The organism is Thioclava sp. 'Guangxiensis' (assembly GCF_045348365.1).
Taxonomy (GTDB): domain Bacteria; phylum Pseudomonadota; class Alphaproteobacteria; order Rhodobacterales; family Rhodobacteraceae; genus Thioclava; species Thioclava kandeliae.
In genome coordinates this window covers 671,146-688,186 of sequence record NZ_CP155823.1, presented here as the reverse complement: position 1 = coordinate 688,186, position 17,041 = coordinate 671,146, and the positions used below count along the sequence as shown (strand labels likewise).

Genomic DNA, 17,041 nt, shown 5'->3' with positions numbered 1-17,041 from the left:
TAAGAAAACCGGCACCTAAGCTGAAAATACAGGCGTAAAATAGGTAATACAAATACTGAAATAGTATACAATCATAAGGGCGTCTCATGCAGAGAAAAATACACTCCCATAGCTTAACCGGTCGCCGCATCCTGATAACAGGAGCGTCGCGTGGCCTCGGCCGCGAAATGGCACTCGAACTTGCGTCACAAGGTGTCGATCTCATCCTGCATGGCAGCACATCGTCCCGGTCCCTTGAGACCTGTCGTGAGGATGCGCTTGCCGAAGGCGCTGCAACAGTCACCACCCTGACCTTCGACGTCTCGGACTCCAGCGCTTGTGAAAAAGCGCTCGCCGACATCGGCACCGTTGATGTTGTGATAAATAATGCAGGGCGTAGCCTCCGCCTTATCTCGGAGACATTCAACACAGTGCCGACAAAATTCTGGGAAACGAGGCCAGAAGCATGGGACCACATTATCGCGACCAATCTGAATGGTCCTTTCCATGTTTCCCGATGTGTCGTCCCCGGCATGGTCGAGAGGGGCTATGGCAAAATCATCAATATCTCGACCTCCGATATCACAATGGTCCGCCGCGGCTATGCGCCTTACGGCCCCAGCAAAGCCGGGCTTGAAGCAGCTTCGCGTATCTGGGCCCAGGATCTGGAGGGCACCGGCGTTACGGTGAATGTCTTCCTGCCCGGTGGCGCCGCCGATACCGACCTGCTGCCACCCTCCCCAAACAAGCGCGGAGCCGACGGTAACCTACTACCAGCTTCGATCATGCGACGGGGCATCCGCTGGCTTTGCGGACCAGAGTCGGACGGTGTGACGGGAGCACGCTTTATCGCGCGGCTCTGGGATAACGACTGCCCTGACGATGAGGCCGCTGAAAAAGCGCGGAGCCTCACCGTTGAACGGCCAGCCATCATGTGAGCCATGCCGCGACAAGGTCAGGCGGCCTTGGCTGCCTGCCTCTGCGCAAGCCTTACTGCCATAAACCGGGCGATGGCCGGCCCCGTTGCCAAGACCACAATAAAACGTAAGGTCTGCATACCCATTACGAACGCCATATCGACATGACTTGAGGCCGCGATAATGGCAATGGAATCCGCACCGCCCGGACTTGTCGCAAGATAAGCGGTCAGAGGATCAACGCCCGCAAAGAGAACAAGCCCCGCCGCAAGCATGCCACAAAGGCTCATCAGAAGGGCGATCGACAGCATCAGCCGCGGCAGCGCGCGTGCCGCATGCCTCAGGATGTCGCGCGAGAACCGCAGACCAATCATCCAGCCGATTACAGCATATGCCAATGCAAGGCTCCATTGGGGCAACTCGGGCGTCATCCAGCCCACGCCGGAGGCGATTGAACCGATAAGAAGTGGCAGCAGGAAGGTCCCGGCATTCATGCGAGTCAGCCGCGCCAACCCGACGCCAAGCGCCATCACAATCAATGCCTGCAAGAATGCCATATCCGGCATTGGGAACCATGCAGGATGCGAGAGCACGGCATCAGGGTCCGCATGCACCAATCGCGCCACGATAGACGCACCGCCTGCGACCATACCGACCCGCAGATATTGCATGACAGCGACCAGCCGGATGTCGGCACCGTATGCCTCGGCGAGAAAGATCACCGCTTGCGCAGCCCCCGGAGACGCCCCCCATATCGCGGTGTTTCCCGGCAAGACCTGTTTGAGAGCCAACAGATATCCCAGAGCCGAGGATGCGGCGATCACTGAAACGATCCCGCCCAGAAAGATCGGCCAATCTGCCGCAATCGTTTGCAAGATATCCGCAGGAATCTGGCCCGCGATCATCGTCCCGACCATGGCCTGCGCCAACTCGAAGCCCCAGCGCGGCACCGAGATCGCGCGCGTGCCTGCCGCTACACCGGTGGCGGCGAGAAGAATACCCGCAATCATCGGCCCCAAGAGCAAAGCTGCGGGGATGCGCAAAGCTTCCAAAAGCGCAGCGATGCAAAAGGAAAGGCCTATCAATAAGATCCAGACCAGGCCAGTCGCCCGGCGCGGCATAGACAAGGGAAGCTCGGTCATTATTGGAACAGGTGCCCTCTTAAGCAAATTCTAAGTCAGATAAGGAGGTGAGGAATGTGGCCGCCTCATCTTCGCTAATGACATCCGCATATTTGGCATTCATGTCGAAAAGATTGGCCTCATGCGGCCCAGGGTGGCGGTCCCCGCAGGCATCGGCAACAACGGTGGTGATAAACCCGTGCGACATGCTGTCGACACAGCTTGCCCGTACACATCCAGAGGTCGTCAGCCCAGTGAGGATGACATTATCTATACCGAGAGATGTCAGCATCGGCGCAAGCGATGTACCGAAGAATGCTGAAGGGTATTGCTTGGAAAATACGGTTTCGTCGGCGCGTGGCACAAGGCCGTCAGCAAACGCAGCGGTAGAGCGGCCCTTGATGAAGGCGGGCAATGGTTTGGCCTTCTGCCAGAAACGGCCACCCATCAGACCCCGATCATCCGGAAAATAACTTTCGGTCAGGATCACGGGAATACCCGCCGCATGGGCCAGCTCGCGCAAGCGTAACGCCGAAGCAAGGGCCGTTTTACAGCCCTCACCGCCGTAAAGCGGGCAGTCTGGATCATAATAGGCCTGTGCGAAATCGATCATCAGCAACGCAGGTCTGCGGCCGAAACCGGCTTTGCCACCGTAGGCAAGGGCGTAATTGGCATCGAGTGTGTCAGTCACTGGTTTATCCTCTCAAGATTGGTCTGCTCCGCCCAGACCCAGTCAGGCTTCCAAGCAGCCCCGTCGGGGCGCACACACAAGGCCATCGCACCGCGCAGATGGGCGGGAATGAGCATATCTGACGTTTCTGCCATGGCATCGAAGAGATGATGCCGGAGGCGCGCCGCTTGTTCGGGATCACTGCAAAACTGCGAGGACCAATCCGGACGGGCGAGCTGGGCGACGTTATGCACCGCATCGCCGCAAAAAAGCGCCCTGCCCTCCGGATGGGTGAGCCACAGACCCATCTGGCCCGGCGAATGCCCGGCAAGGTCGGCAGATGAAAGGCGCCCCGACGCGATGGAGATCCGCGTACCGAGATCCGCCCCATCGTCGACCGTTTCCATCAAACCGGCCTCAACGATCGGCAGAACACTATCCCCGATGACCCCGTGACCAGGCATACCGGGGTTTTTGGCCTCCTCCGCCAACCAGTAATCCAGCTCCTCCTTGCCAACCAGATAGCGCGCATTCGGGAATGTCTGCACCCAGCGACCGTCAACCAGCTGCGTATTCCATCCAGCGTGATCCGCATGGAGATGCGTGCAGAACACGACATCGATATCTTCGGGTGACAGCCCGACAGCTGCCAGATTTCTCAGATAAATCGCGCCTTTCCGGTCGTGCCAGTTAGGTCGCTTGGGGCGCTGCTTGCAATCGCCCACACAGGTATCGACAAGGATATTCCGCCCGCCGATCCGGATCAGATGGCTTTGCATCGACAGGATAACCTCGGAAGTTGCAAAATCCACATGATGCGGTTCGAGCCAATCGCGATGCGGCAAGAGCGCGTCGAGAGTGGCTCCGGGAAAGAGAAAGTCGAGCGCCATCCGCCCGGGATCGATATCAACGATCCGTTCGATGGTGATATCTTCGGCAAGTTTCAGCATGGGGGTCTCCTGATGCCACAAAAGTCACAAACGGCCCGGCATATCGCGGAGCAGACGTCCGGCGCCCGCAATCGAACCGCTCCAAGGCGTATGGCGCAGGCATCCCCAAAGCGTCGCCGTGTTCGAGGACAAGACCGGAATCCCAAAAGCCGTTTCGAGCTCCTCAATCAGAGGAAGGGTCGGAAAATCCGTACATGTCAACACAATGGCCTCACTCTCCGCATGGATAACCTCTCTGGCACGCACAAGGATATCCGCGGTCGATAACTGGGCGATTTTCGGAAAATCCGAAGGGCCGTTCTTACCGAGACCGAAGCCCGAAATCGAAAGCGTCTCAATCCCGTGGTCACGCAGGAAGCTCACCTCATGGGCGTTACGCAAATCATCATATGGCGTGACCGCCGTGACCTTGGCTGCACCAAGTGCTCTCAACGCCTGAACGATACTATCCGCCGTCGTGACAACTTGCGTTCCACATGTCTCAGAAATTTTTTGGGGCAGATCCGAAGATGGCGTCACCATGGAGCCTGCCGTGCAGGCATAGGCCACGACATCCGGCTTCATCGGCAAGAGCATGTCGATCGAAGCAAGTAAATCCTTCTCCAGCTCCGCAGCGCGGTCAGGCGCACCTGCGTCCGGATGCAGCTTCATACGGAAGCTATGCGAGGTGACGCCTTCCGGCATGAGACGCGCCCATTCGGCCTCATTGACGGTGTTGGTGGGCGGAACAATCAGCCCGATCCGCCCTTCCGTCGAATAGGTCGAGAGCGGACGGGCCGTCAGGCAATCCGAGACATAAGACATGACGTTCTCCTGAAAACAAACGAGGGTCCGCAAAACGCGGAACTTCAGGGTTTGTGGGATGGCATCGTCGAGAACACATGCGCACGCATGATGGCCTCCGCCCAATCGGGGCTGCGCGCCCTGAAGGCCAGCACCAGCTCGCGATGCTGCTTGTTCGATGCCCTTATGGCGACGGGTTGTTTGAAAATATGCTGTTTGACGAGGGATTCCGTTGTCAGCAATGCCGGCCTCACCATCCGGCCAAGTTGGACCGAACCCGTCGATCTGATGATGAGATTATGAAATTGGGCATTCTTCCGCCTGAAACCATCAACAGATGCCTGCCCCCCTTCCGGATCTATCCCGTCCATCTGCTCCACAAGACGTTCAAGCAAGACAAGATCTTCCTCACCCATATTGCGCGCCGCCAAGGCCGCCGAATAACCTTCAATCCGCGCACGGATATCATACATGACATCCATCTCGGTCTGGCTGAACTCAGACACAAAGCGGTGCCGGTTGCGTTCGGCGGCCAGCCCGTCGGCCACGAGGCGCCGAAGCGCCTCGCGCACGGGCGTCCGGCTTGTTTCCGTCAGCTCCGCCAACGGCTCCTCGCGCAGATGCGCCCCGGGGGGCAGATCGCCCGAAAGGATCGCATCGCGTATCCTGCAATAGGCCCTCTCAGAGGGTTTCACCTTGCGATCCTCGAACATCGCGCGATCAGAACTCTGCCAGAAGCCTACCGAAGCCCTGAACCTTATCGGTAATCCCGTGGCTGCGCAGCGCGTGCCAATAGGTTGCGGTATTGATCGCGATCACCGGTTTACCCAGCCAGAACTCAGCCATCGCACCGACCTTAGCCATCGCAAGGTTCGTCCCCGCCTGAATGATGGCATCGACGCCCAGCTCGTTCACCTCGATAATCGCATCCCGCAGGGTCTGGGGTGTTTCATGGGCGATCAGCATCGGCCCTTTGCACTTGAGCCCCTTAACGCCAGCAACCTCATAGCCATGATCGGTGAAGAACTTGGTGACCTGATCATCACCGATCGGCATATAAGGCGTGATCACGGCGATACGCTTGATATTGCCATAGGCCTGCAGAGCGGCATTACAGGCATCCGACCCCATCGTGACCGGCACACCGGCACGGTCCTCGACCTGCCCTTTGAGCGTATCGGCGCGAGATTTCCCGTCCCAGAAGGTCTCGGCGGACATGCCCATGATCACGCCCTGCGGCTCGCAGGTCATGACACTATCGATCGCGTCCATGGTCGCCGCACGGATGCGCATCACCAGCTCGTTGAAATCCTCGTCATTGGCAACCGGATCATTCGGAATGGTGATCCGTGAGAAATGGTTGGTCACACCAACCGGACGCATATCGTCGAATTCGGGCTGAACGGAGGTATTGGTGGACGGTGCGACGACACCGAATTTCATACGGTAACCGAGGGAATCAGTCATAGGTTCGATACTCCAAATACGGATAGGGGTCAGGCAACAAGATCAAGATCGCGGAGCGACTGGATCATCGAGGCGCGCAGTAGATGGGCGCGCAGCTTGGAGCGGTCGGCCTCGATGGCGCGCAGCTCGTCGTGATAGGCCTCGCGCTTGGCAGGATCGGTCTCCGACATCATCTTGCGATTGCGCGTGGTCGAGGCCTGCACCGTATCCAGCGCGACTTTACGGCGCTGGCGATCATAGCGTTGCATGACCGAAAGATCGGCGCCGCTCTTCATCACGCTGATCAGCTTGTCGGTGAGGTTCATTGCATCGTGGATACCGCCATTCATACCCATCCCGCCCAGCGGATTGTTCAGATGCGCGGCGTCCCCTGCGAGGAAGATACGGCCATGCACATAGTTCTCAGCCACACGCTCATGCACACGGTAATGAGTCACATGGGCAATCTCGTAACGACCTTCTTTGGGCACGACGGTCTGCATACGGCGCTCGATCACATCGGGATCGGACAATTCGGACTCCGGCAAGCTCGGATCGGTCGGCAGAAGAACCCGCCACAGGGAGGGCGTGCGCAGGACAGTCATCCATTCCTTCGGGTCCGAGATATAGGCGATCGGGGCAAGGTCCGGAATGGCATCCTCGAAGCGGAACGTCGTCGAGATATTCAGGAAGATCTCGGGGATGGTCATTCCATCGAACTTCACACCAAGTGCTTTGCGGATCGGGCTATGCGCGCCGTCGGCGGCGATCAGATAGGCCCCGCGCATGGAGCGGGGCTCCCCCGCCGGATCCTTGTAATGGACAGTGACGCCAAGATCGTCCTGCTCCGCGCCTGTGACTTCATGACCATAGAGGATCTCATGGCCGTCCGCCTCCAGATCCGCGCGTGCCATGCGCGACAGTTTCCATTGCTCGCATTGGAGGCGATAAGGATGGTCGGTATCACCAGAGAGCACACCCAGATCGAAGGTAGCGACAGGTCCGGTCTGGCGATCGCGATACTGCCAGGTCTTGCAAACCAGCCCCTGCTCGATCAGCCGGTCGGTAAAGCCAAGAGGCGCCAGCATATCGAGCGTTGGCGGATGGAACGTTGACGCCCGCAGATCATCAGGCAGATCCGGCGTCTTCTCGAGAATAACTACAGGCAGACCTGCCCGACGAAGATTCGTGGCCGCAACCAGTCCGACAGGACCCGAGCCTGAAATGATAATCGGCAACTTATTTGACGTCATGATATGCGCCTTTTCCCTGTTATGAAGCTCTATTTGTATACATTGCTTGCTCGTGAATTATTTTTAAGCAACTGTTATTTTCGCGCTCCACCGATAAATCCCAGCATCGAAACCTCACGATGCAAATGAAATATATGAATAAAATTTCCTTTTATTAGTACTTTAGATCATTACTCACCGAAGAGGTGAAAATTTCTCACTAACACACTGCATACATCAATCGATCAACTCAAAGCATGAGAGTGCGGCTTTCTCAGCCCGATATCCTCTCCAATGAATACAAAACAGGGATAAGAATATGATCAAAAAACTCTCTTCAATCGTCTGCCTGGTCCTTGGACTGGCCGCAGGAAGCGCGCAGGCACAGGTTTTAAGCTTGGGTACAACTGCGGGTGGCTCCACCGGGCAGGTGGGCACCGCAATCGCTCAAACCGCAACCAATGCCGGGGAGATCCGCGTCATCCCCAAGGAAACCGCAAACACCGCGCAATATATTCCGATGGTTGATGCGGGGGCGGTGGATTTCGGCATCGCCAATTACCCGCAGACCGCCTTCGCCTATTCGGGAACAGGCATGTCTGAAGGTCAGCCCAACAAGAACCTGCGCCTTGTGGCGACAATGATGGACTTCACCTCCGGCATGCTGGTCTACAAAGCCTCTGGCATCAACACCGTCGCCGATTTCAAAGGCCACAAAATTCCGCGCTTCCCCGACAACTCGCTTGGTGACTTCGTCATCCGCGCCGTGCTTGCGACGGCAGACCTAACCTATGACGACGTAACCCCCGTTCCAACAGCGAACTTCCCTGCGATGTTCGAAGGGCTCAAGGACGGCTCACTTGATGTCTCCATCGCAACCGCTGGCGCGGCGCATGTCATGGATATTGAGGCAAGTGGCGGACCTGTGAAATTCGTCAGCCTTAAACCGGAAGACGAGGCCGCTCTGGATTCCGTCATGCCCGGCACGAAAATCTATGACATCACCGGCATGGATGCGGCAGGCGTTGAGGGCACGACCTATATCTTCGGTTACGACTACATGCTCTTTTGCAATGTGAACACGCCCGATGCAGCGGTTAGCGCGATGGCAAAGGCGCTTTACGAGAACAAGAAAGCCCTCGTTGAAAACAGCCCCATGTGGGATAGCTTCGATCCCAAAACCATGGCCCGCGCTAAGGGCATCCCCTACCATCCCGCCGCGATCGCATTCTATAAAAGCGTAGGCGTTCCGGTTCCCACCACCAACTAATTAACATTTCCACGCCCGGCCGGACTGACTGGCCGGGCCATTTCCATTGTATAATATGGGCGCCACACCATGACTCTCACACGCAATGCACTCGCGGTACAACGGACGGCCCTCATTCTTGCTGCTCTTGTCCCGATCCTGGCCCTCGGCTGGACGATGAAAATCCCCACCCACATGGGATTGCTCATTTTCCCCGAACAGATTGCTGCGCTTATCCTCGCCGCATCTTTGGCCGCCGTCTATCTCAACACACTCGGCACGAAGCAATTGCCCTGGTGGCTGGATCTTTGCGGCGTTCTGGCGAGCTTTATAATGGGCGGCTGGGTGTTTATCAGGTTCCAACTCCTATCCGAGAATGCTTTCCTCCATCCGACAGAAGCCACGATCCTCGGCATCCTTGTTCTTGTACTTGTTGTGGATGCGGTCCGACGGGTAATTGGATGGTTGCTGGTCGGCATCCTCGCTCTTTTCATCTGCTATGCGCTCTTTGGCAACCACATGCCCGGCATGCTGGCAGGACGGGCAATGACCGTAAGCGAAGTGCTTCAATTCCTCGCAGCTGACAGCTCCGCCACTTGGGGTAGCTCGCTTCAAGTCGCCTGTTTTGTCGTCGCGATTTTCGTTCTCTTCGGGAGCTTCCTGATTGCGTTGGGTGGCGGTGAATTCTTCACTCAGCTCTCCATGCGAGTGTCCGGCACTGGCCCCGGCGGCGCCGCAAAAATTGCCGTTACCGCTTCCGCTCTTTTTGGCTCGATTTCCGGCAGTGCCGTCTCCAATGTGATGTCAACCGGTGTGATGACAATCCCAATGATGATCCGTTCCGGCATCCCCGCAATCCGCGCGGGCGCAATCGAGGCGGTCGCCTCGACCGGCGGCCAGTTGATGCCACCTATCATGGGTGCTGCGGCCTTCCTGATGGCAGAGATCATTGCCGTCCCCTATAGCCAGATCGTGATCGCGGCCCTGATCCCTGCCGTCATCTACTATCTCTCGGTTTTCCTGCAGATCGACTTCATGTCACGCCGTGACAATGTCGGCACATTGAAGGATGTCACACGGCTTCCGATGCGCAGCTTGCTGGCGCGCGGCTGGATCTCGATCATTGGTTTCGTCGTACTGTTCACCGGACTTTTTGCTATGAACCTCCGCGCAGAGGTCGCTGCGGCATGGACGATCTTCATCATGCTCTTTGCCGCCTTTGCCGCGCAGGTTATCAAGCCCGGCATGGTCGGAGCAATGACGCCCAAACTCGCATGGGATACGCTGAGCAAAACCGGCATGGCGACCGCAGAGGTTATTCTGGTCACAACAGCCGCCGGTATGATCGTTGGCATCCTCGGCACGACCGGTCTCGGTTTCTCGCTCTCCTATCTTCTGCTTGATCTGGGCGGCAACTCGCTTTTTGGCATGCTTCTCTGCACGGCTTTCGTCGCGATCTTTCTCGGCCTCGGATTGCCAACAACGGCGGTCTATCTGCTGCTCGCCTCGCTTGCAGCCCCTGCCCTCGTCAAATCCGGCATTCCCGTCATCAACGCACATCTCTTCGTGTTTTATTTCGGCATGCTCTCGATGATCACACCCCCTATCGCGCTGGCATCCTTTGCTGCAGCGGCCATCTCCAAAGCCGGCCAGATCCGGACAGGGGTCGACTCGTTCAGAGTTGGCTGGGTCGCCTATCTTCTACCGTTCCTATTTATCTATAAACCCGCGCTTCTGATGCAGGGAAGTGTTTGGGGCATTGCCTATGCCATTGTCAGCTCCGTTATCGGCCTGACCCTCGTTGTGGGCGGCGCCCTGGGGTATGCGCGCAGCCCAATTACCGGGCCTCTCCGGCTGGCTTGGATCGTGATCGGCATCGCAAGCATCCTCCCGCTCTCCCACTTGGGCGGCATGGCACTCGATGGAACTGTCACAGTGATCGGATTCATATTGCTGGCATGGCATTTCGCATCATTGCCGCGCTCACGCGTCGCACAACAAGACGCAATCTGATCGCTGACTTTCAGGTTACAGCACTGCTTGTTTCGTAGCTCTCGGCCCGACAGGGTAACCGAGAGCTACGCTTTCTCCGAGAACGGATGACTTGCACCTCGCAGAGAAAGCCCCAGCGAGTTTTCCAACTTGCGCGCACTTAGCCCGCCATTTTAACCAAGTGTTCCCTGCACAAGCCGTGAGGCTTAGGGACATCCCAAAAGTCGAACGTCTGATGGCGGCTGACTTCATCAATACGCGCAGCCATAATGGTGTAAATCGGCTTCGTTTAGATTAGGCGCGACCGACCGAGGGGCCAAAACCAGGCAAAGCTATTGCCGAGAGGCCGTCTATAGATGCGCCGATGGATATAACAACAGACAACAATGCGATTGAGACCCCAGCTCTGCAAAAACAGCGCTTACTCCATAAGAGCAGAAGCAATCCTATAAAGAGCGGCCTCCCCATACCAAGGCCCGACGAGCATGGCTCCCACCGGCAGCCCATCAAGCGCGCCGCATGGCACGGTCAGGGCAGGATGCCCAGTCACATCGAATTGCGAGGTCGACACATTCACGCCCAACGCACGTTGCATAAAATCAATAAGGCTGGTTTCTGCATCAGGGAGCTTCGGAGCAACATAGGGAAGCGTCGGCATCAGCAGAGCATCGACGGTCGATAGGGCCGCGTCATAGGCCGCCCTCATCTGGAGTGATAGGTTCTGCGCCTTGGCGTAGGTCTTCCCGTGTCGCTGCCCCAACACCCAACTTCCTGCCAAAAGCGATATCTGCAAGGTTACCGGAAGCTCTTCAGCCCGTTCGCGCCATCCCTCCATCGCCTCCATCAGTTCGGGAGCATATTGCCCACGCCAATTGAACCCCATGCCGAGACCTTCCATCATCTGACGCGTCAGACCTTCCAGGCCGATCGGCGCCCAGACTTTGTCGGCGATCTTATGTTCGGGGATCGAAACCGACACGACCTCGACACCGGCTTTCCGGAGTGTCTCGGCGCAACCGCGCACCATTTCGGCGACATCCGGTTGCATATGCTCAACGGTAAAACCTTCGTCGAGAACCCCTACCCGCAGTCCCTTTGGTCCACGCCCCATCGCGCCCAGATAGTCTTGCGCCGGCATTCCATTCTGGCGGGGGTCCAATCCGTCAGGCCCTGCAATAACGCCCAGCATCAAAGCATTATCGCGCAAGGTCCGCGTCATCGGTCCTACATGATCGAGCGTCGCCTCGATCGGCATCGCCCCCGTATAGGGCACAAGGCCATGGGTCGGCTTCATGCCGACAATTCCGCAATGGCTCGAAGGAATACGGATCGAGCCACCCTGATCCCCGCCTACAGCCAGATCCACATCTCCATTGGCAACAAGCGCCGCGCAGCCTGAACTCGAGCCTCCGGCAGACCGCGTCACATCATGCGGGTTAAGCACCATGCCGCTCGCCGAGGTAAAACTGGCACCCGACATGCAGAAATTCTCGCAAACTGCCTTTCCCGCAATCGAGGCTCCCGCCTGCAGCAACCGCGTGACAACCGTTGCATCGCGCTTCGGGATAAAGCCTTCGAGGATCGACGAACCATTCGCCATCGGAATGCCTGCCAAGAAGATATTGTCCTTCAGTGCGACAGTCTTCCCTGCCAGCGGGCCGTTTTCTGCCCCCTCACATTGGCAGGTCGCATACCAGGCCTTCAGAGGATGGTCCGGCGTTTTCGCGATAAGGCGCCGCGGGAAAGACGGCTGGGGCACGACCTCCTCAAGGCTTTCACACAGATCATATGCGGCAAAACTGCCCTCCATGATCTCGCCAAACTCTGCCGCCCGCTCTTGCGTTAAAGCCAGCCCGAATTCGGCGCCCGTGGCGATGATTTGCGACACCGAAGGCCTGGGAAAGGATTTGGGCGTGCTCATGGGAACTCCTCGGATACCGATATGGCTCCTGTGTCTGCCAGAAGCCTTCCCTTGGGATATTTATTGAAATAGCAACTATTGTAAATGACAGTATATGATTTTTTCGGGACATGATCATTAACGCAAAATGCCGCCCATTGGGGCGGCACATGATCGTCACCGGCCAACGTGCTTTTACCGAAGATCACCGCTGGCGATGATGTTCAGGTCATACCCTTGGGCTTCAGCCACAAGCACGGAGGCGCGCGTTCCCACCGGCCGCATACCGCGCCCGTTACGGGCAGACCTGCGCGGCAACACCTGACCAAGCCCTTGCCGCAAAAGGCAAAGAGACGAAGACTGACTATTTTCCATCAGCGCTGCGAGCGTATAGATCCCCTCATAGACCGATTGCCCATAGGCATTGATCGGTGGCGGCGTTGCTCCGAACCGTGTGTAATAGCGTTCGAGAAAGGCCCCGTTATTTGCGGAGCGATGCCCCGCGAAATAGCTCGATACGGTGAAGAGGTTTTCGGTCTCGTCGGGGCTGAGCGAATACAGCATGGTTTCGTCGAACCCCGGGATACAGCGCGCGACGCGCCCCGAAAGACCTTCAGCAGCAAACGCACGGTTGAAGGCCACAGAATCGAGCCCGAGAAACATCGGGACAACCGTATCGGCGCGGCTCTCGCGTATCTTCTCGATCAGTAATTCGTAATCCTCGTCTTCCAGATTGTTGAAATGCTCTCCAACAACCTCCCCCCCTGCCTCGGCAATCAAACGCCGCGCAATGGCGAAGCTTTCTTGCGGCCAGCGATAGCGGGAACCACACAGGAAGACTTTCCGCACCGAACGCTTTTCACCCAGAACATTCAACGCCGTACGCAACAGATCTTCCGTCGTCTCACCCGTCGTTATGATATCTGCGGAGCGCTCATTTCCCTCGAATTGCGGCGTGTAGAGGAAAGGAATTCGCCCCCCAAGCGTCTCGGCGACATCTGCCCGCGCATAACTGGGAAACATCCCGATCAGGGCCTCGGCTCCGAGCGCCAGGCTATTCTGCGCGGCAGTCGTCGCATCGGGACCACAATCCCGCACGAAAATTTCGATTTCGCGGCCAAGAATACCACCCTGCTGATTCACTTCGTCCACAGCCAGTTCCGCCGCAGCAACCGCGGATGGCGACCAAAGGCCCGCAGGGCCAGTCTGCGCGACCATAAGACAGAGGCGCATCGGTGAGCTGATCTTATCAGGGCGAGAAGGAAGAAGTTTGCTCATGTCCCCAGACTTGACCAGCCGAAGCCGTTTCACCACGCCATTCACCTTGCAAAACACCTGCCTGTTGAAAGTTGCCCGATTATTGGGCAACGAGACATCAAGCGTACGCTTAATTGACCAAGGATTGAAGCAGCCGACCAAGCTCTGCGCGTTCCGACGGAATCATATCTTCGAAAATTTCAGCCTCGCAGGCCTCAGCCGGTTGTTCGGCGTCACTTTGCAAAGCACGGCCATGCTCTGAAATAAAGACGAGCACCTTGCGGCGGTCATGTGGATCGGGGGCCCTGTAAACCGACCCCGCAGCAACCAGACGATCAATCATCTTGGTCATCGTCGGTGGGTCGACCACTGCCCATGAAGCAAGATCCGACATAGTGCGCCCGTCTTCGCGGGCCAAAGCCGTTAGGATACGGAAATGATCGACCGTAAGCCCTTTTGCCTTAAGAACAGCGCCCAAACGACTTTCCGCCGAGCGATTCACCTGAGCGATCAATCTGCTCAGGGAGAATTCATTTACAGGCATACTCGTCCCTTCAATGCTTTCTATTCCACTTATTGCATTTTCATCTATATCCTAAGGTAGTTACAATCAAGAAAACTCTTCTGGCCGTCATTGCTCAAAAAACAGGCACATTTTACGCCCCTGAAGTTTCTTTTGAGATCGCCCTAATTTTTGATTGCCATTTCAACTATTGCCATGCCACCTAAATATAACGACAGCGTGACATGCCTGTGTAGGCCGGTTTGCAACGCGCTCGCACCAAGAACGAACAAAGCGGAGAGCCATGATGCCGTATGCCCTCGAGGCCGTCTCGATTACCAAATCCTACCCGTCAGATAACGGACGCAATGTCGTTCTGCGGGACATGTCTTTCCGAGCAGCCAAAGATGAGTTTGTAGCTTTTGTCGGACCGTCGGGATGTGGCAAATCAACGCTATTCAACATCATCACCGGACTAATGGCGCCCGATGATGGTGCGATCCTGGTCGATGGCGAGGAAACGACGGGGCGTGTCTCCGAGAAGATCGGCTATGTGCTTCAAAAAGATCTTCTCTTCCCGTGGCGGACGGTCGAGGACAACATCATTCTCGGCCTCGAAATCAAAGGCCACTCCAAACGCGATGCTCGTGCCCGCGCCTCCGAATTGCTCGTCGAATACAAAATGGCTGGCTATGAGAAGAAGCTGCCGGGAGAGCTATCTGGCGGCATGCGCCAGCGGGTCGCCCTGATGCGCACGATGATCACCGATCCTCAGATCATCCTGATCGACGAGAGCTATAAAGCCCTCGACTACCCGCTGAAGATCGAGCTTGAAGGCGAGCTTCTTGACCGTGTCAAAGGTTCGGGCAAAACCGTTATCTTCATTACCCATGACATCGAAGAAGCCGTGACGATGGCGGATCGGGTCTATGTCATGAAAGCGCGTCCCGGTGAAATCGTCGAAGAGATCGAGATTGATCTCGGCACGGATAGCCACTCGATCCCCGAGCGCCGGATGTCACCGCGCTTCAACGAATATTACAACCGGATCTGGAAACGGATCGGCGGTGCGCACGCCTCCGCAGCCTGATCGCAACGCCTCGTCCGCCCGTAAGGCCCCCTCTCCCGAACACCGGAAACTACGCCAATGACCATGAACACCGATGCTGCCTCACGGGCGGCCAGGAAGCCTATGTCCTCACCCTATTCTGATACACTTCCTATGTGGCAGACCCCGAAGGGCCGCCGCTCCATCCTCATCGGCCTACAAGCCGCGATCACGATCGCTTTCCTCGCCTTTTGGGAAATCGGGGCACAGGCGGGCTGGATCAACCGGTTTCTCTTTGCCAGCCCTTCTATGGTCTGGGATATTCTTGTGCAGCGCGCTCTTTCGGGGGAACTCCTCGAGGATGTCTGGACAACCTCTATCGAGACGCTCATCGGCTATGCCGTCGGCGCCATCGGAGGTTCGCTGATCGGCCTCGGTCTGTGGTATTCGCGTTTCCTGTCAGACCTCTCGGCGCCGTTCATCGCAGCGTTGGGCTCCATCCCCGTTCTGGCCGTCGCACCGATGACCATCATCTGGTTCGGTACCGGCATTCTGGCGAAAGTCATGATCGTGGCCTTCTCCTGTGTCGTCGTCTCGCTGACCACATCGTATAAAGGCGCAATGCGCACCGACGAGGACCTCGTCAATCTTATGCGCTCCTTCAATGCCAAACGATCGGCCATCTTCCTGAAACTGGTCGTCCCTGCTGCAATGCCGTGGGTCTTCTCCGGTCTGAAACTCTGCGTGGGCTTTGCGCTCGTTGGTGCGATCGTGGGCGAATACATCACCTCGCAGCACGGCGTGGGTCACATGATCCTACTCGGCTCCTCCAATTTCTCCATGAACATCGTCTTGGCGGGCATCGCCGTCGTGATGGTCATGATGCTGATCTTCAATGCGCTGATCACGGTGATCGAGCGTGCAATCCTGTCGTGGGAAAGGAAATGAATATGAACCGTAGAACGCTTCTTGCCTCGGCTATGGGCATCGCCCTGATGCCGTTCGCCGCTTCTGCACAGGATCTGGAAGATGTCACCATCAACCAAGCCTTCCAATCGCTGCTCTATCTCCCGCTCTATGTAGCGCAAGAACAAGGCTACTTCGCTGATGAGGGCGTCAAGGTGACGATCGAGACTGGCGGTGGTGGCGCCCAATCCTGGGCGGCTGTGATTGGCGGCTCGGCACAGTTCTCGATCCAGGACCCGGTCTTTGTTCCGAAATCGCGCGAGATGGGCGCCGATGGCGTCGTTGTTGCCGGTGTGCAGAACGCCCCGACCGTGTTTATCTTCGGGTCCGACCCCACCTCGCTGCAAGACAATCTCTCTGCCCTCTCTGGAAAGCGCGTGATCACCTCGCCAGAGCCGGATACCACCTGGGCCTTCATGTCCTATCTAATGGAACAAGAAAAACTGACCGATGTTGATATCGTCAACGTCTCCATCGGCAACGAAATCCCCGCTGTCATGGCCGGACGCGCCGATTACGCACTGGCTGTCGACCCGCAGGTCGCTCAGGCCGAGCTCGATAACGGACTGCATTCGGTTTACTCATTCTCGGCCAATCAGGACTGGTATCCCTATGCCTTCTCCAGCCTGACCACGACCCAAGCCTATCTGGATGACCATCCCGAGGCCGCACAAGGTGTCGTTACCGCCTTCGAGAAAGCCTCGCGCTTCATCTATTCGGATTTCGACCGTACCGTGGAAATCGCGCAAAAATACTTCCCGAACCTGTCGAAGGAAGTTGTGACCAAATCGGTCCAGCGCGAGATCGATGCCAAGGGCTATCCCGAGCATGTTCTGGTGTCTGAAAAGGCATGGGAAAACAACATGAAGATCTCGGTCTATGCGGGCACTCTGAAGGAATATCCCTCGGATGCGACCTCCTATGAGGCCAATGTGAATACCGCGCTGGCAACTGCTGCGGCCGAAGCGGCCGATGCCAGCATGAACTAAGACCTGCGTGCCGGGCCCTCCGTCGTGATCCGGCACAGAT

The 17,041-nt window shown here is 57.1% G+C and carries 16 protein-coding genes; 6 read left to right on the top strand and 10 right to left on the bottom strand.

The genetic code is table 11. The features are described 5' to 3' along the window. Positions 1 to 167: 167 nt before the first annotated feature. The gene (locus ABEB22_RS16625; RefSeq protein WP_349295474.1) at positions 168 to 917 is read left to right on the top strand and encodes an SDR family oxidoreductase; all 750 of its coding nucleotides are present in this window, start codon (positions 168 to 170) and stop codon (positions 915 to 917) included. A 17-nt stretch (positions 918 to 934) separates the two neighbouring features. Here the strand turns inward: ABEB22_RS16625 and ABEB22_RS16620 are convergent, their stop codons facing one another. From ABEB22_RS16620 to ABEB22_RS16590, 7 genes are read right to left on the bottom strand one after another with little or no spacing between them, the layout of a single operon-like run. Beyond that, positions 935 to 2,038 (bottom strand): AbrB family transcriptional regulator, encoded by a 1,104-nt coding sequence (locus ABEB22_RS16620; RefSeq protein WP_406871176.1) that lies wholly within the window; start codon positions 2,036 to 2,038, stop codon positions 935 to 937. A gap of 19 nt (positions 2,039 to 2,057) precedes the next feature. After that, the gene (locus ABEB22_RS16615; protein WP_349295472.1) at positions 2,058 to 2,708 is read right to left on the bottom strand and encodes an isochorismatase family protein; all 651 of its coding nucleotides are present in this window, start codon (positions 2,706 to 2,708) and stop codon (positions 2,058 to 2,060) included. Further along, a complete protein-coding gene (locus tag ABEB22_RS16610; protein WP_349295471.1) occupies positions 2,705 to 3,637 on the bottom strand; it encodes an MBL fold metallo-hydrolase in 933 nt (310 codons plus the stop codon). The genes ABEB22_RS16615 and ABEB22_RS16610 overlap by 4 nt, the downstream gene beginning before the upstream one ends. A 24-nt stretch (positions 3,638 to 3,661) precedes the next feature. Further along, positions 3,662 to 4,546 (bottom strand): aspartate/glutamate racemase family protein, encoded by an 885-nt coding sequence (locus ABEB22_RS16605; RefSeq protein ID WP_406871175.1) that lies wholly within the window; start codon positions 4,544 to 4,546, stop codon positions 3,662 to 3,664. Next, the gene (locus ABEB22_RS16600) at positions 4,486 to 5,133 is read right to left on the bottom strand and encodes a GntR family transcriptional regulator (RefSeq protein ID WP_406871174.1); all 648 of its coding nucleotides are present in this window, start codon (positions 5,131 to 5,133) and stop codon (positions 4,486 to 4,488) included. Before ABEB22_RS16600 ends, ABEB22_RS16605 begins: the two co-directional genes overlap by 61 nt. A 7-nt stretch (positions 5,134 to 5,140) precedes the next feature. After that, positions 5,141 to 5,887 carry an arylmalonate decarboxylase gene (locus ABEB22_RS16595; protein ID WP_349295468.1) on the bottom strand — a complete coding sequence of 249 codons (747 nt, stop codon included), beginning with the start codon at positions 5,885 to 5,887 and terminating at the stop codon, positions 5,141 to 5,143. A gap of 29 nt (positions 5,888 to 5,916) precedes the next feature. Next, positions 5,917 to 7,119 (bottom strand): FAD-dependent monooxygenase, encoded by a 1,203-nt coding sequence (locus ABEB22_RS16590; RefSeq protein ID WP_349295467.1) that lies wholly within the window; start codon positions 7,117 to 7,119, stop codon positions 5,917 to 5,919. 298 nt (positions 7,120 to 7,417) lie between these two features. On the opposite strand from ABEB22_RS16590, the gene ABEB22_RS16585 reads away from it, so the two are divergent. Beyond that, positions 7,418 to 8,368 carry a TAXI family TRAP transporter solute-binding subunit gene (locus ABEB22_RS16585; RefSeq protein ID WP_349295466.1) on the top strand — a complete coding sequence of 317 codons (951 nt, stop codon included), beginning with the start codon at positions 7,418 to 7,420 and terminating at the stop codon, positions 8,366 to 8,368. Between the two features lie 69 nt (positions 8,369 to 8,437). Then, positions 8,438 to 10,360, top strand: a complete 1,923-nt coding sequence (locus ABEB22_RS16580; RefSeq protein ID WP_349295465.1) for a TRAP transporter fused permease subunit — start codon at positions 8,438 to 8,440, stop codon at positions 10,358 to 10,360. Positions 10,361 to 10,760: 400 nt separating this feature from the next. Here the strand turns inward: ABEB22_RS16580 and ABEB22_RS16575 are convergent, their stop codons facing one another. The 3 genes from ABEB22_RS16575 to ABEB22_RS16565 form a co-directional block, all read right to left on the bottom strand. Next, positions 10,761 to 12,260, bottom strand: coding sequence for an amidase (locus tag ABEB22_RS16575; RefSeq protein WP_349295464.1), 1,500 nt, complete (start codon positions 12,258 to 12,260; stop codon positions 10,761 to 10,763). 174 nt (positions 12,261 to 12,434) lie between these two features. Then, positions 12,435 to 13,658, bottom strand: a complete 1,224-nt coding sequence (locus tag ABEB22_RS16570; RefSeq protein ID WP_406871173.1) for a substrate-binding domain-containing protein — start codon at positions 13,656 to 13,658, stop codon at positions 12,435 to 12,437. Next, positions 13,627 to 14,040 carry a MarR family transcriptional regulator gene (locus ABEB22_RS16565; protein WP_349295463.1) on the bottom strand — a complete coding sequence of 138 codons (414 nt, stop codon included), beginning with the start codon at positions 14,038 to 14,040 and terminating at the stop codon, positions 13,627 to 13,629. Before ABEB22_RS16565 ends, ABEB22_RS16570 begins: the two co-directional genes overlap by 32 nt. A 265-nt stretch (positions 14,041 to 14,305) precedes the next feature. Between ABEB22_RS16565 and ABEB22_RS16560 the strand changes: the two genes are divergently transcribed. The 3 genes from ABEB22_RS16560 to ABEB22_RS16550 all read left to right on the top strand — a co-directional run bounded on the left by ABEB22_RS16560 (position 14,306) and on the right by ABEB22_RS16550 (position 17,001). After that, complete coding sequence (locus tag ABEB22_RS16560; protein ID WP_349295830.1) at positions 14,306 to 15,088, top strand: ABC transporter ATP-binding protein; 783 nt, start codon at positions 14,306 to 14,308, stop codon at positions 15,086 to 15,088. A 132-nt stretch (positions 15,089 to 15,220) separates the two neighbouring features. Next, positions 15,221 to 15,994 (top strand): ABC transporter permease, encoded by a 774-nt coding sequence (locus tag ABEB22_RS16555; RefSeq protein ID WP_349295462.1) that lies wholly within the window; start codon positions 15,221 to 15,223, stop codon positions 15,992 to 15,994. Between the two features lie 2 nt (positions 15,995 to 15,996). Beyond that, positions 15,997 to 17,001 (top strand): ABC transporter substrate-binding protein, encoded by a 1,005-nt coding sequence (locus ABEB22_RS16550; RefSeq protein ID WP_349295461.1) that lies wholly within the window; start codon positions 15,997 to 15,999, stop codon positions 16,999 to 17,001. Positions 17,002 to 17,041 lie beyond the last annotated feature (40 nt).

Coding starts and splice junctions, on each gene's coding strand:
- ABEB22_RS16625 (WP_349295474.1), top strand. CDS start 168: ATGGCACTCGAACTTGCGTCACAAGGTGTCGATCTCATCCTGCATGGC.
- ABEB22_RS16620 (WP_406871176.1), bottom strand. CDS start 2,038: ATGACCGAGCTTCCCTTGTCTATGCCGCGCCGGGCGACTGGCCTGGTC.
- ABEB22_RS16610 (WP_349295471.1), bottom strand. CDS start 3,637: ATGCTGAAACTTGCCGAAGATATCACCATCGAACGGATCGTTGATATC.
- ABEB22_RS16600 (WP_406871174.1), bottom strand. CDS start 5,133: ATGTTCGAGGATCGCAAGGTGAAACCCTCTGAGAGGGCCTATTGCAGG.
- ABEB22_RS16595 (WP_349295468.1), bottom strand. CDS start 5,887: ATGACTGATTCCCTCGGTTACCGTATGAAATTCGGTGTCGTCGCACCG.
- ABEB22_RS16590 (WP_349295467.1), bottom strand. CDS start 7,119: ATGACGTCAAATAAGTTGCCGATTATCATTTCAGGCTCGGGTCCTGTC.
- ABEB22_RS16585 (WP_349295466.1), top strand. CDS start 7,418: ATGATCAAAAAACTCTCTTCAATCGTCTGCCTGGTCCTTGGACTGGCC.
- ABEB22_RS16580 (WP_349295465.1), top strand. CDS start 8,438: ATGACTCTCACACGCAATGCACTCGCGGTACAACGGACGGCCCTCATT.
- ABEB22_RS16575 (WP_349295464.1), bottom strand. CDS start 12,260: ATGAGCACGCCCAAATCCTTTCCCAGGCCTTCGGTGTCGCAAATCATC.
- ABEB22_RS16565 (WP_349295463.1), bottom strand. CDS start 14,040: ATGCCTGTAAATGAATTCTCCCTGAGCAGATTGATCGCTCAGGTGAAT.
- ABEB22_RS16560 (WP_349295830.1), top strand. CDS start 14,306: ATGCCGTATGCCCTCGAGGCCGTCTCGATTACCAAATCCTACCCGTCA.
- ABEB22_RS16555 (WP_349295462.1), top strand. CDS start 15,221: ATGTGGCAGACCCCGAAGGGCCGCCGCTCCATCCTCATCGGCCTACAA.
- ABEB22_RS16550 (WP_349295461.1), top strand. CDS start 15,997: ATGAACCGTAGAACGCTTCTTGCCTCGGCTATGGGCATCGCCCTGATG.